At 46.1% G+C, this 12,428-nt stretch carries 13 protein-coding genes and 2 pseudogenes; 4 read left to right on the forward strand and 11 right to left on the reverse strand.

Going from position 1 to position 12,428, the window contains the following annotated elements; translation table 11 throughout:
- Positions 1–27: 27 nt before the first annotated feature.
- The 7 genes and pseudogenes from Q4579_RS14880 to Q4579_RS14910 all read right to left on the reverse strand — a co-directional run bounded on the left by Q4579_RS14880 (position 28) and on the right by Q4579_RS14910 (position 4,237).
- Entirely contained in the window at positions 28–453 is a 426-nt protein-coding gene (locus Q4579_RS14880) for an NUDIX hydrolase (RefSeq protein WP_303565314.1), read from the reverse strand.
- Entirely contained in the window at positions 450–881 is a 432-nt protein-coding gene (locus tag Q4579_RS14885) for a VOC family protein (protein ID WP_303565315.1), read from the reverse strand. The genes Q4579_RS14880 and Q4579_RS14885 overlap by 4 nt, the downstream gene beginning before the upstream one ends.
- Before the next feature lie 35 nt (positions 882–916).
- On the reverse strand, positions 917–1,663 hold the full coding sequence (locus Q4579_RS14890) for a PhzF family phenazine biosynthesis protein (RefSeq protein WP_303565316.1): 747 nt from the start codon (positions 1,661–1,663) through the stop codon (positions 917–919).
- Positions 1,664–1,697: 34 nt separating this feature from the next.
- Positions 1,698–1,814, reverse strand: a pseudogene (locus tag Q4579_RS14895) (AraC family transcriptional regulator); the annotation flags it as partial.
- A gap of 85 nt (positions 1,815–1,899) precedes the next feature.
- Positions 1,900–2,973 carry an endonuclease/exonuclease/phosphatase family protein gene (locus Q4579_RS14900; RefSeq protein WP_303565318.1) on the reverse strand — a complete coding sequence of 358 codons (1,074 nt, stop codon included), beginning with the start codon at positions 2,971–2,973 and terminating at the stop codon, positions 1,900–1,902.
- Between the two features lie 90 nt (positions 2,974–3,063).
- Positions 3,064–3,657, reverse strand: a complete 594-nt coding sequence (locus tag Q4579_RS14905; protein ID WP_303565319.1) for a nucleotidyltransferase family protein — start codon at positions 3,655–3,657, stop codon at positions 3,064–3,066.
- Between the two features lies 1 nt (position 3,658).
- Complete coding sequence (locus Q4579_RS14910; RefSeq protein WP_303565320.1) at positions 3,659–4,237, reverse strand: DUF6151 family protein; 579 nt, start codon at positions 4,235–4,237, stop codon at positions 3,659–3,661.
- Between the two features lie 527 nt (positions 4,238–4,764).
- Here Q4579_RS14910 and Q4579_RS14915 point away from each other — a divergent pair.
- The 4 genes and pseudogenes from Q4579_RS14915 to Q4579_RS14930 all read left to right on the forward strand — a co-directional run.
- Positions 4,765–5,074 (forward strand): annotated as a pseudogene (locus Q4579_RS14915) (transposase); the annotation flags it as partial.
- A gap of 141 nt (positions 5,075–5,215) precedes the next feature.
- Positions 5,216–6,235 carry a DUF3289 family protein gene (locus Q4579_RS14920; RefSeq protein ID WP_303565400.1) on the forward strand — a complete coding sequence of 340 codons (1,020 nt, stop codon included), beginning with the start codon at positions 5,216–5,218 and terminating at the stop codon, positions 6,233–6,235.
- Positions 6,232–6,555 carry a hypothetical protein gene (locus tag Q4579_RS14925; protein WP_303565321.1) on the forward strand — a complete coding sequence of 108 codons (324 nt, stop codon included), beginning with the start codon at positions 6,232–6,234 and terminating at the stop codon, positions 6,553–6,555. Before Q4579_RS14920 ends, Q4579_RS14925 begins: the two co-directional genes overlap by 4 nt.
- Positions 6,556–6,732: 177 nt before the next feature.
- A complete protein-coding gene (locus Q4579_RS14930; RefSeq protein ID WP_303565322.1) occupies positions 6,733–7,344 on the forward strand; it encodes a sugar O-acetyltransferase in 612 nt (203 codons plus the stop codon).
- Between the two features lie 134 nt (positions 7,345–7,478).
- Here Q4579_RS14930 and Q4579_RS14935 read toward each other — a convergent pair whose 3' ends face one another.
- The 4 genes from Q4579_RS14935 to Q4579_RS14950 are packed head-to-tail and all read right to left on the reverse strand — an operon-like array spanning position 7,479 to position 12,295.
- The gene (locus tag Q4579_RS14935; protein ID WP_303565323.1) at positions 7,479–8,114 is read right to left on the reverse strand and encodes a DUF1629 domain-containing protein; all 636 of its coding nucleotides are present in this window, start codon (positions 8,112–8,114) and stop codon (positions 7,479–7,481) included.
- Between the two features lie 3 nt (positions 8,115–8,117).
- The gene (locus Q4579_RS14940) at positions 8,118–8,486 is read right to left on the reverse strand and encodes a hypothetical protein (protein WP_303565324.1); all 369 of its coding nucleotides are present in this window, start codon (positions 8,484–8,486) and stop codon (positions 8,118–8,120) included.
- Positions 8,486–9,043 (reverse strand): hypothetical protein, encoded by a 558-nt coding sequence (locus Q4579_RS14945; RefSeq protein ID WP_303565325.1) that lies wholly within the window; start codon positions 9,041–9,043, stop codon positions 8,486–8,488. The genes Q4579_RS14940 and Q4579_RS14945 overlap by 1 nt, the downstream gene beginning before the upstream one ends.
- Positions 9,044–12,295: a PAAR-like domain-containing protein gene (locus tag Q4579_RS14950; protein WP_303565326.1), complete on the reverse strand. Its 3,252-nt coding sequence runs from the start codon at positions 12,293–12,295 to the stop codon at positions 9,044–9,046.
- Positions 12,296–12,428: the final 133 nt, after the last annotated feature.

Here is a 12,428-nt window from a genome sequence, read left to right on the forward strand (position 1 = left end):
CCCTCATATTCAAACCAGCAAAACGAATTAATCGGTGCCGTTATTTTCATTCAGCATCGGTAAAATCACCCGGCGGTATTCAGCCAGAGCTATATTGTCTGCGGCCACAGTGGCAGGTTCTGATTCGTACACCGAGGTCCAGATAAGATCTTCGGCTTCCTGGGCGGAAAGCGAACCTTGCCAGTCCGTCACCACAAAGTAATGCAAACGCTGTAACTCAGTGGTCGGGTGATACAGGCTGCACAGCGGAAAATAAAGTAAAGGTTTGACGGTCAGCTCTTCTTCCACTTCCCGCATTAACGCATCGACCAGACTTTCTCCGGGCTCCACATGCCCGCCGGGAATCGCCATCAACCCCGGATCAACCGTTTTCGTCAGCTTGCGCTTTTCCAGTAAAATCTGATCGCCACGGATCAGCATAAATGACACGCAGTCATGGACTTTTAGATTCATGATTCAACCCTACCCCGGTTCGCCATTGGATGATCGGGACTGAATTGCAGCAAGTCCCATAAGTTTCCGTACAAATCTTCAAATACGGCAACGGTGCCATAGTCCTGTTCTGCCGGCGGACGGACGAAATGAATGCCGTCAGCCACCATCCGGTGATAATCCCGCCAGAAATCATCCGTGCTCAGGAACAGAAAAACACGCCCGCCAGCCTGTTGACCCATCACATCTTCCTGTTCGGGTTTCGAAGCGCGAGCAAGCAGCAGCGTCACACCATTGGAGCCAGGCGGAGAAACTACCACCCAGCGTTTATCCTGCTCGGGTTGATAGGTGTCTTCAATCAACTCAAACTTTAGCTTATTCACATAAAAATCAATCGCTTCGTCGTAATCTTTGACGACCAAAGCGACATGCACAATCGCTTGTTTCATTCACATCCCGTTTTTCGTTGTTTCGTCTTAAACATTCAGATTCGCTGGGCTGTCGCAGGGAAAACTCGCCCGCCCACCCAAAGCTGACCTTCAACCGCATGCAGATGTATCGCATTGGCATAGGCCGGAAAGCCCATGTAAACAACCTTTGGTGTGGTCAAAGCAATAGGTAGCGCCGCACAACACACCGCACAGGCCACATCTTCTGGAATATTGAATAATGGGTTGCTCGCCCGGGCATAAAGGCCCTGTTCAGTGATGGCATACAGAATATACCCGCTAAAGTTTTTCCCCTGATTCCAGCTGGCTAACGCTTCGATATCAAACTGAACGGCGTTTAATGCATCCAGCGTATCCAGTTGGATACACCATTTCGCTTTCCCTGCACTAAAAATACCCTGAGAGCGTATTTGGTGAGACATCAATCCAAACCATCGCGCTTCAGGCAGTTCGCGAAACGAAGGCGCAACTTCGACGGGTAACGACATGCTGACAGACACTAAATCGCCGTCTTTTCGGACGTCGCTGATGCCGGAACCCGTCTCCACCCGAAAAGCTGAAGATGGCAAATGATAAGCAGCACCCAGCAAAGCATGACCACAGATGGGCGCTTCTTTCGAATCCGGATAAAAAAAGCGAAACCGCCAGTCCGCTGTCTGCGAAGCTGAAATCACCACCACCACAGGCATCCCTGAACCCGCAGGATTCTCAGCCACTTCGGAGACGGCCATCAAATTGCCCCCTCTGCTCTCGCTCTGCCCAAACACTTTATACATTGGCATGAGCGCCCTCCAGATAGGGAGAGATCACGGTTGGCGTCGGGCTGGTGATTTGTACCAGCCAGTTTTTTGCTTGAACCCGGTTCAGAATCGCGTATGCCACGAGTGAATCGAGCTCATTGAATCCTTCAAATGTCAGTATGGCAATCTTCAAGACAGGCTCCTTCCCTGAACAAAAGCAATGCTGCCAGATTACCCCGAATAAACAGAGATTTACCAGCGGCAATTCCCCCGTTTTCCTATTTCCCCGGCTTCGGTACATCATGAACATTGACCTGCTTTTCCTGAATGATCTCCTGTGCCCAGGTTTCATCTTCAGGTTCTGGCTGTAATCCATTGTGTTTCTGGGATGCCATAGGCTCAAGGTAGAGTTCGGTATACAAAGCAAAGTGATCGGAGCCGATGGAGGGCAAACGCTGAATCTTGTGCAAAGTGAAATGATGGCTGTGAAAAATATGGTCCAATGGCCAACGCATGAACGGATAGTCTGCATGAAAGGTATTAAACATCCCCCGCCCGACTCTTGGGTCGAGCAGACCGCTGATTTTCCGGAACAGACGGGTTGTTGCAGACCAGGCAACATCATTCAGGTCTCCGGTCACAATCAGCGGTTGTGTTGAACCTTCAACACTGCGGGCAACGAGAATCAGTTCAGCATCGCGCTCCGCAGATTCAGGATTTTCCGTCGGACTGGGTGGTGCCGGGTGCAGAAAATGCATTCTGACTCTCTCACCGCACGGCAAGACCAGCAAGGCGTGCATGGAAGGCACATCATCTTCAATCAGAAACTCAACGCTGGTCTCTTCCAGTGCAAAGCGAGAATACACATGCATGCCATACAGGTTGTCCAGCGGGCATTTCAACGTGTAAGGCATGTCACGGACCAGCGTATCTAACTGAGATTGCCACCACGCATCCGATTCCAGTGTCACCAGCACATCGGCATGAAATGCATGCACTTGTTTGATCAACGCATCCGCACGGCGATTCGGTGTCAGCACATTGGCCGTGATCACCCTGAGCCTGCGATTCACATCATCGCCTTTTGCGAAATTGACTTCACAACGCCAGAGACGTGTATACGGCAGAATCCACCACAGATGCCAGCACAGGCAAGCCAGTGCGAGCACAAACAATCCCCATGCCTGAAAAAAGCAAAGATTCACAACAAGCAATACAACCGCAAACACAGCCAGTTGCAGACGCGGAAAGTCCCACCCTCTGACGAGCCAGTGAGGATGCCGCCAGACAGGTAAAACGGTGGTCAGAACCAATAAAGCAGTCAGCAGAGTCAGCGCAATCTCCATACCCATTGGATTCACTAAAATTCAAATGATAAACGCCGGGCCAATCGAACGGTCCGAGCCTAAGTATTTGTTCTACCAGTTGAGTTTAGGCTGATTTTACTGAAATGAGAGATCAGTTTCTGAACGCAGGGAAATCACCTGTAACATCGGCCAGCGGGTCAGCCATTGTTTTTCCGCGATACGTGCTTCAAAAACAGCGCGAGGCCGCCGGGGATTATGGGTGAGATGTCCGGCAAACAAAGAAGCCAGTCCAAAGCCTGAAATAATCGCCAGCGTGTCATTTTCCAACCTGACAGCGACTGCAGTTTCCTGTTCCACCCAGTAACCAATCGCATCCAGCGTACTCTGATAAGGCGGATCATCATGACGGGTATGCATCAGCGCCTGATTGCGAACCTGCCAGACACAATGTGGATGGTGTTGATTGAGCCAGGCTTCAATTTGCCAGGCTGTTTCCTGCGTCTCCTCTGTGGGATCGAAGTAAATGACATCCACATCGTTCAGCGGCGTTGTGACACTGTCACCAAGAAGACGATCCCAGACCAGATTCCGGACAAATCCAGCCCCGATATAGCATTGTGGTAAATTCAGCGCAGCAACAATGGCCAGGATCTGCATGCGTTCCTGATCCTGCCTGAGCCATTGTCGCAGCTGATCTTCCCGTTGACTTTCTGCGTCGCTCAACATCATATTAACGTGTTGAATCAATGACTTCGGGCTGAGTTAACGGCCGACCTTGCGAGTCAAAAAATGGATTGGGTTTTCCTTTTCCGGTGAGCTTCCATCCCAGAATCTTCAGCATGACCCGGATCACCATCGGCCAGACCCGGTTGTGTTGCAGGATGTCCTGCGGCAACCTCGGATTTGCATGCTGCGGATAAGCATGTGCCCGGACAGGCCCTAAATTCTTATCCGTTCTGTCTTCCGGTGTAATCGCCGTTTCAATCAGGCCGACAAAAGGAAAACTTGGCTTGAGCGTATTTGCCAGAGGGGTCTGGCAACAGCCTGCATACCAGCGGTGTAAACCCGCTGCGGTCAGTCGCAAACAGCGAATATGTTCAACCCCCTGATGCCACTGAATACTGGAAGGGCTCACCTGGAAAATCGCCGTGCCACGATGAGGCGTCAGGATTTTTTCGGGCTGAAGCTGCATTGCAAACGCCTGACAATCCTTGCAATAACAAACAACCCGGTTCCCAGATTCAGGTGACGGTACTTCAGCTTTCCCCTGTATTTCTCCACACGCACATCGTAAATGCAGTGTTGTCATCAGTGTGTCCTCAATTAGCCTTCAGTTTGCTTGCGCCGCCCGTGATGGCTGTGCCTGATTCAATTGCACTTTGAGTGCTTGTGCATATTCGCGTAAACGTAACGCATTATTCGCAAACTTTTCGTGACCACAAGCAATCCCCTGATAAAAACATCCTCTGGAAACTCTCGCACCACTGTATTTATCCGAATGCCTCAAATTCTTACGACTGACGATACATTGCGTTAGAGCTCACAGTTCATCTGCATAGAAGCGGCCAAGATGAAGCGTGTTTTCAAGCCGTTTTGAACGGCTAATTCACCCATTCTTACTGCTAGATGCGTCTTACTGAGCCGCTTGGCCCAAATAACACAACATTTTCCTTTCATTTGATATAGCCATCTTAGTTAGCTTATTGAGCTGTTTCATCGATGCGCCTGTCGCTAACTTCAAGTCAAAATCATCAAACGTTTTGTGCTTTTAGTCATTGCGTCAGCTGTTATACATCTAGGCGATGATGTTACCTCTGATCAGGTGGCCAAATTAACTCTGCAACTTCACCGAAACATAAACTGCCGGTCATTATATCCGCCAGAACTGGCGTATTGAGAACAGTTAGCACTACGATCTCGGTGTCGATTTCAAGGAAGATAACTCATGTATTATCTGGAGGGTGTGGTGGAAAATCTAGCTTTAGTCAGGCGTTTCGTCACGAATTTTCTCAGACAGTGTGGCTGTGAACGCTCAAGTCAAAAGATTAAGTTAAAAAAGTCAGCTTGGAGAGATGTTTATAAAAATAGTCAATCTTTGGGTTGTAGAAAAGTGCGCTCGCGACCTGACCAAGATCTACTCTTTTAGGCGAAAAAAACAATCGCCCTGAACGTCTGAATAGTCAAATTAATCATTTCGTTGATTTTCACCTCAAAATACCTTATTAAAGAGGATACTCACTGAAATTATTGATATCATCTCTATTATTTTTTATATGAGTAAACTCGTATCCGGTATGAATCGTTACCATATAAACCTGAAAAAAAGCAAGAAACCACAAGAGAAAGAGCAGAGCGTCAACGTCAAGAACGCAGAGCGGAATTAACCTATACAGCTCAAGATTATGAGAGGTGGACTAAAGAGCGTGAAAGAGTTCTTGCTGAACGTGCAATGGCAACAACCACAGAAGATTGGAAACCCGTAAAAGGAAGTTTTCCGCTATTGGTTTTTGAAACACGAAACAAAATGGATGACTTTGATGCTCCAGATATGAATTTCGGAGATGAAGACCGTTATAAAATAGAGTCTTACGGATTTATGCAGCCATTTGCTCAAAGTGTCAATTATGACCCTGATCATATTGCTTCAGATGGTACGCATTCATCCCTTAGTGAAGACCAATTTTCCTTGCCTGCATGTGAGTATTTCGAACGTATGCGTAATTTAGGAACTGTGTTTTCTAATCAAACATTAGGCGATGTTCTGGGATTCGAAACAAGCTCAATTTTTTCTGAAATGGTTGATAAATTTGAGCGTAACGAGGGCGGTTATTACAGTAATCCATCGCTAAATAAAGCACTGCAAGAGCACGAGACAACTCAACGTTTTCATGACGCTCTGAAAAATTGTTTAGAAGAAAGCCTTAAAAATGGAAAATTGCCTGATGATATCGTTAGCGCTTCAAGTCTGTATATGTCCACTAAGGGAAAAGGGGCTAACTTGCCTCAGTTCTCTTCCGATCTAACAGGAGCGGATCTTTATAATGGAAATGTTCTTACTGTACATGGGATTTGGTCTATGCGTGTCTATGTTGAACAACTTGAATACAAAGGAAATCAAGTTCGTGGGATTTTTAAGTACAAAGTTCAAGATCATTTTGGTCTAGATTATCGTGATATAGACCATGAATGGAATGAGCCTCTGCATTGGTATGAAAAGTTGGAGGGGTTCCGCTCTTGGTATTTGCTTCAGCACTTTCAAGGGTATGGGTATCAGCCTTTTATCACAAAAATAGATTTTGAATTATGAGTCAGATTTTTCGATATTCTTTGTTGTTAATTCCCTTATGTTTTTTTGTTTTGCTTTGGTTGGGTGTGGTTTTCGGTGTCGATATAGTTCCTGATGGTGTACTCTATGATGACACGGTTGAATACACTGGTGATGGTATAAAACCTAGTGGTTTGATACCTACCAGTCTATTTGATTTATTTGGGGTTATTGCAATGATCCCTGGTTTTTTCATTGGTTCAATCTACACCGCCAACAAAAAACTTTGGTGGTGGTTTGGGGCGTACATGCTTATCGGTGGTTTGCCTGTTGGTATTTTTTCAATCGCTGTTTTTTTGTAACCATTCACGCGTAGTGTGTTGACTCGCCAGAAGCCCGTCCAAAGATATCCGGGGTCAGAATGCCTGAAGCTCGTACGTCTGACGATAAATTGCGTTTGAGCTCACAGTTCATCAACATAGAAGCAGCCAAGATATTTCTGGAACATCCAATGCAGCAGCCCATTACAGGTAGCGATCATGGCGGATAAGTTAACTGATTTCAGCACCAGACGATTGATTGATCAGGCACTCATTGATCACCAGATGGAACGACGGGAATTACTCTACGAGTTCAATCACTCCCGGCCGGGCGAGCATCAGAAACGCCGGGATTTACTGAAACAGATTCTCGGTCACTATGAAGGAACCCACATCGAACCCCCGTTTCGGTGTGATATGGGCAGCCAATTATCCATCGGAAAAGGTGGATTTATTAACTATGGCTTGATTGTGCTGGATATCGCCCCCGTGAGTATTGGCAACCATGTACTGATTGGTCCGAATGTTCAGCTTTGCGCTGCCAGCCACCCTATCCTGCTGTCGGAACGAGTCCAGCCTTTCGCCTGTGGCGATCCGATTCAAGTGGGTAACCATGTCTGGATTGGCGCCGGAAGTATCGTGCTTGGTGGTATTTCGATTGGGGAGAATACCGTCATTGGTGCCGGAAGCATGGTGACCCAAGATATTCCGCCCAATGTCGTCGCTGTCGGGAACCCTTGCCGAGTCATCCGTACGATTGAACAGGGTGATATACCAACAGAGGCAGAAATTCAGGCCCTTTACCAGACACTCGGTGTGGGGGATGATTGAACGCATTTTAGGATACACAACACCAGGCAGTTGAAATAATTCAAGAATGAAAATGACGCTTCATCCTCAATGAAAGCACATTCCAAAAGATAATAATTCATATCAAAAATTCCCGGTGTTATGAAGAAAACTACTTACAAGTCGTCATAAAAATCATCTTCCTCATCTTCTGAGGCAAAAGCGGCGCCTGGTCCCCAATCTTGAAGACTTAAAAATCCTACGCCAGTTAACCCGGCTAACTTCAAAGCGCTTACCACGGATTCATGATAAAGATAATGTGGTTTTTCATGTAGCCTGAACACCAAACGTTCTTGTAAAGGAATTTTATCCAATACATCTTCATTCAAAACCATTTGTCTCAATTCAAACTCATCATTTTCATAAGTTCCATCATAAACCGATCGCTTTGGATCTAAAGCACGATAGTTTTTCCAGATGTGCACTAAATAATGCTTATCCCACGTTTTCCCTCGATTCTCGATATATGCCGGGTAAAAATCAACACCAGGCAATTGAAATGATTCAAGTACGTTCTTGAACTTTTCAGACACTAATCCTGCAGGCAATACTTCATGATAATCACAAGGGCTAAAACGTCCATCATCCCCCACAGTAATATGTATATATCCAGGGCCAAGAACCTCACGCTGAATCGAACGCATTGCTAGCAATCTCAATATTCCATCATCAGATTTCCGATTCTTCGCCAGCATATATGGTGCAGAATCTGCATCTTCTGTCAGTAAATAGTACTTAGAATCATACTTCATTATTTACAATTTCCGGTGCATTCGAATGTGTGAATTCGCTTGCTGGATTTTCTGAGCAAGATCTGGATGAAAATACAAAGCTTCATCATCATACGCAAGCCAGATCTGCTCACCTGATTGAATTGCACCCAAAACCATAGGTACAGCTTCCGCCTGAATAAATTCATATTCCCAATCTTCTTCATCTGTCATACGCACCATTGCAGGTAATGTCTCGAAATCGTCGGTAATCCCTAAGTCATCACTGATGTAGACGCCAGGAAATATCGTAAAATCAAGTATCACTCGAGGCTCATCAGAGTAGTATTTCGTTTTTTGTACTTCAGCCAATGGACCAGGCTGTTGGTAGCTTTGTTTGATCCAGTTATCCATCAGATCACCTCTATCGGGAAAGTCACAACACCAGTGATATGGTGCTTATCTAAGATATTCTTAACTTTTTCATTGACAACGACAGCACTGATATATTCTTTCACTCTAAAAACATCATGTTTTATTTTCAATTGATTTAACTTTTTTGAGTCAAACACCATTTTTTTGATGAAATCGTATGATTCATAATAGTCACTGTAATTTCTTGCTTCAGAACGATGAACCTCTAACACTGAATACGATGTATAAACATTCATGTGGAAATAATCAGTGAGAACATGATCATCCAGATTGACTTCAACCGGGATAAATTGAACACCTGAAATAAAGTTTAAATTAAAGAAATCAACTATTTTCCGATGCGGAATAAAGTCAATAGTCTTCAAAACGTCAGAGATATTCCTCTGTGTATAAACCTGGTCAACATGGATAACAGGAGGATGACCATAGGCTTTAATTGATAGATCACTTTTGTTGACAATTTTTCTAAACTCATTATCAAATGAAAATGACGCTTCATCTTCAATAAAATCACATTCCAACAGATAATAATTCATTTATCCTCCTAATTTAGCTTTTGCACCAGAATTCAGTAATTTTATGTTGTTATAGAAATCAAGGAACTGATGATGACTCGCCCCAAATCTATGATTACATTGCTGTTCTTTAGATTTTTTCTTATCACCTTCTTTCAACTTCCCTCTACAGCCAGCATTACCTTGCGCATAATCAGCACCAAAACTTGCTGGTTGACTAATAATTCCTTTATGCGAAAAGTCATTCATCAGCTGAAGCATATCAACAGATATATTATATAATCGGTTTATTATCATATCTTTCGCTGCATTTTTCTGATAGCAATAGAATGAATCTTCTATTTCATCAGATAACATCAAGAGCTTTCTATTTATTTCTATCGTATATGCTGATGGATGACTACTGTTATGTAATGGAACTTCCAATGCACAAGCTAGCTCCGGAACAATTGGTAATACTGTAACATTATATTCTTTGTTAATGTTATAGCCTAGCTTTGGAAGCAGATTAAAAAGGAAGTCATTTTTTTTCATTTCCTCTATAGTAACAATATGATGCGCCGCGATAACATTTCCAGGATATTCCTGTTCATGCTCTTTTCTACGCCATTTTCCATGTTTATTTTTATCTGCACACCTTGCCCACCAGTCATGATCAATTGCTTTGATGCCCAAGTACTTCCATGGTGAGTGTTTTCGCTGCTCTTTGTCAGACCCTTTTCCTGTAAACCCACGACGAGTGAAACCATAGTTAGGATCTGTTGCTTTGAACAGCTCACCTTGATAACCATCGTGCTTGCACAAATTTTTTGTTTTCTGTGCTTTTCTCCCTTTAAAAAGAACTTTTTTACCACATAAACCACAAGGCTTTCCCTTATGCCGCTCTAAATTAGTTTCATTCTCCGTCTCATGCTGTTTCTTTTTATGATGATTCAGCATCAGCTTTTTGTTCTCTGCGATCTTCATCAGCACTTCAATCAGGCCTTCCAGACCTTTACCGGCATTTCTGGCCGTCACACCTCCCGTGATTGCAGCGGCAGCAACGGGGGCTGCGACACCAGCACTGGCTGCACCGGCCAGTGCTGTTCCACCGGTGACCGCGGCTGTATCAATCCCTTTTTGAGTGATCTGTGAAACGGCAAAACGTGTGAATTCATCAGGCGGCATGGCCTGCATCAAACGACGTGGCAAGCTGGCGAGATATTCACGGGTTTCCGGTTCTGATAACAAAAGCAGCAGAATCTCCATCGCCATACTGGCTTGCTGCAAACCCAGTTTTGCCCGATCGATCTGATCTAAACGCCGCTGCAGGATGTCGATGTCCCCTGTTGCAATGGCTTCGACCAGAACGTCAACCCCGATATCTGCCGCGTCCATCAGTTCACCGAACTCGCCGAAATCCGGGATATAGTCGGTAACCCCGGTACTGACGCCTAACCCGGCATGCTGCGCATAACGCCAGCTTTGTTCCAGAAAAGAGAGATCATCAAACGCATCTTTCCGGTGCTCCATTTCCGCTAATTCTGCTTCCACAGATGCCTGTACCAGCGCAAACAGCTCAGGTTCAACTTCAGTGACCGGCATCGTCGCAGCTTCACGACGGGCAATATTCACCATCTCTTTGAGCAATGGCGCCATCTGTTCCGGAATTTGTTTGATCAGATCAGGGATCGCGGTTTCAGCCTTTTTCGCTTCACCTTCATCACCAAACTCAATCTGTGCGCCCACTTGAGGAACGCCATACAAAACGACACTGCCTTTGGCATCCAGTTTCCCTTCATGTGTTTCACCATTGGCAAACATCACGGTATAGGGCACGTATCCCGCTGGCGTGCGTTCGATATCATCGTAAGTCAGGTTGATCGCCAAAGGTGCGGGCATCGCTTTCAGAGCATGTACCACATCATTGATACTACTGCCCTGTGTTGTGCGTTGCTGCTGACTCAACACCACCATTGGCGCTTCACCTTTCGCCCGAATCGTCGTGATTTTCTGTTTCAGGCCTTTCATGGCTGCCGAAACATCGTCCGGAAGAGAACGGCGAACGGTTTTGATGGCATCCCGGTGTGCTTTCAGGTTGTCTGTAATCAAGCTGTACCCACGGGTGTCGGCATGCAGACTGACCGTCTCTAGCCTTTTGTCTGTCTGTTCAAGGATTCGGACACAGGCGCGGCTCAGTTCAGTCGACTTTGCATCCCAATCGAGCTGATCCAGCCAGGCTTGCGGATTCCCCCGGCCAATATACCGCATGGAAGCCAGCAGATTCTGACCGGATTCTTCTTTGTGGTACTTCACAAAGAGCTCAAACAGGACGCCTTCTTTATCCAGCACGGGCATCAGCGTACTGATTAACCCCAGAACCTCCTGCTCTGGCACAGTCTGCTGCTCAAAGAAGTTCATCAGGCGCGCTGCGATATCTTCCACTTGCCCGGGTTTTGGGTTGAGCGGCAGCGCGGCGCGGATTTCCACTTCAAGCATCTGACGGATGTCCATGCTGTCTGTCAGCACTTCACCAACATAGCCCCAGGATTGTTTTTGCATATCCCCGCGCGGGATCCAGAACGGTACACAACGCTCAGAGGCTCGGTCAAAAAATATATCATCCGGCAGGGTTGCCTGATTCGGATTCACAGAACGCAGATAATTGACCGTAAAAGGTGCGGGAGCTTCACCATATTCGACGGTGCATCCTTGGGTTGGCAGGCCGTCGACAATCGCTTCCCCCTGACCGTTTAGCGTCCCTTCTGCCAGCACGGCACCGGATTCATCTTTCAGTTTGAACGGTGCATCGGCCAATGGATAACCTGTACTGTAACGGCAATGAATGCGCAAGGCATGAGTTTGATCCTCGTCCGGCTGGACCGTGACAGACGGATTTTCACATCCGAAGCACACGGTGTTCCCTGCGTTCATGGTCATCATATCGGTTTTACGCGCGACCCCAACGCCCTCAATTTTTACCGTTGAGGAAGCAGACGTAAATTTGGCTTCTGCTTCTGTAGTACCGGACACCAACCCTTTCTGATCGCCACCGGCATCCCCTGTACTGCTCGAGAAAATACTGTTTTTCAGCGCAATACTGTTGCCGCCATCTGCGGTCACTGTCGTGGTGCCATCGGCCAGATCTGCCGACTTTGCGTGATTGCCATAGGGAATCGGAACCACAGGTTTACCTACCGTTGTCAGACAAACATCAGGCACGGAAGCATTGGCTTCACCGCCGGAACCTTGATGAACAATACTCAGACCATCCGCACTGATCGTGACACCCATGACGCTTTCCTCATGAACTGAACAAGAATGGTCGATATTCTATCAGATGCTTAGCAACTCATCCTATTGATAGAAAAGAAGAAATCGCCTGTCAAAATCACTTTTTGACCTGTCATTCCGACACTTGTTCATA

The organism is Photobacterium sp. 1_MG-2023 (assembly GCF_030547945.1).
In the GTDB taxonomy this organism is placed as follows: Bacteria; Pseudomonadota; Gammaproteobacteria; order Enterobacterales; family Vibrionaceae; genus Photobacterium.

What these genes read in the sequence shown, in the direction of transcription:
- Q4579_RS14880 (WP_303565314.1), bottom strand. Translation starts at nt 453, where the DNA reads ATGAATCTAAAAGTCCATGACTGCGTGTCATTTATGCTGATCCGTGGC.
- Q4579_RS14885 (WP_303565315.1), bottom strand. Translation starts at nt 881, where the DNA reads ATGAAACAAGCGATTGTGCATGTCGCTTTGGTCGTCAAAGATTACGAC.
- Q4579_RS14890 (WP_303565316.1), bottom strand. Translation starts at nt 1,663, where the DNA reads ATGCCAATGTATAAAGTGTTTGGGCAGAGCGAGAGCAGAGGGGGCAAT.
- Q4579_RS14900 (WP_303565318.1), bottom strand. Translation starts at nt 2,973, where the DNA reads ATGGGTATGGAGATTGCGCTGACTCTGCTGACTGCTTTATTGGTTCTG.
- Q4579_RS14905 (WP_303565319.1), bottom strand. Translation starts at nt 3,657, where the DNA reads ATGATGTTGAGCGACGCAGAAAGTCAACGGGAAGATCAGCTGCGACAA.
- Q4579_RS14910 (WP_303565320.1), bottom strand. Translation starts at nt 4,237, where the DNA reads ATGACAACACTGCATTTACGATGTGCGTGTGGAGAAATACAGGGGAAA.
- Q4579_RS14925 (WP_303565321.1), top strand. Translation starts at nt 6,232, where the DNA reads ATGAGTCAGATTTTTCGATATTCTTTGTTGTTAATTCCCTTATGTTTT.
- Q4579_RS14930 (WP_303565322.1), top strand. Translation starts at nt 6,733, where the DNA reads ATGGCGGATAAGTTAACTGATTTCAGCACCAGACGATTGATTGATCAG.
- Q4579_RS14935 (WP_303565323.1), bottom strand. Translation starts at nt 8,114, where the DNA reads ATGAAGTATGATTCTAAGTACTATTTACTGACAGAAGATGCAGATTCT.
- Q4579_RS14940 (WP_303565324.1), bottom strand. Translation starts at nt 8,486, where the DNA reads ATGGATAACTGGATCAAACAAAGCTACCAACAGCCTGGTCCATTGGCT.
- Q4579_RS14945 (WP_303565325.1), bottom strand. Translation starts at nt 9,043, where the DNA reads ATGAATTATTATCTGTTGGAATGTGATTTTATTGAAGATGAAGCGTCA.
- Q4579_RS14950 (WP_303565326.1), bottom strand. Translation starts at nt 12,295, where the DNA reads ATGGGTGTCACGATCAGTGCGGATGGTCTGAGTATTGTTCATCAAGGT.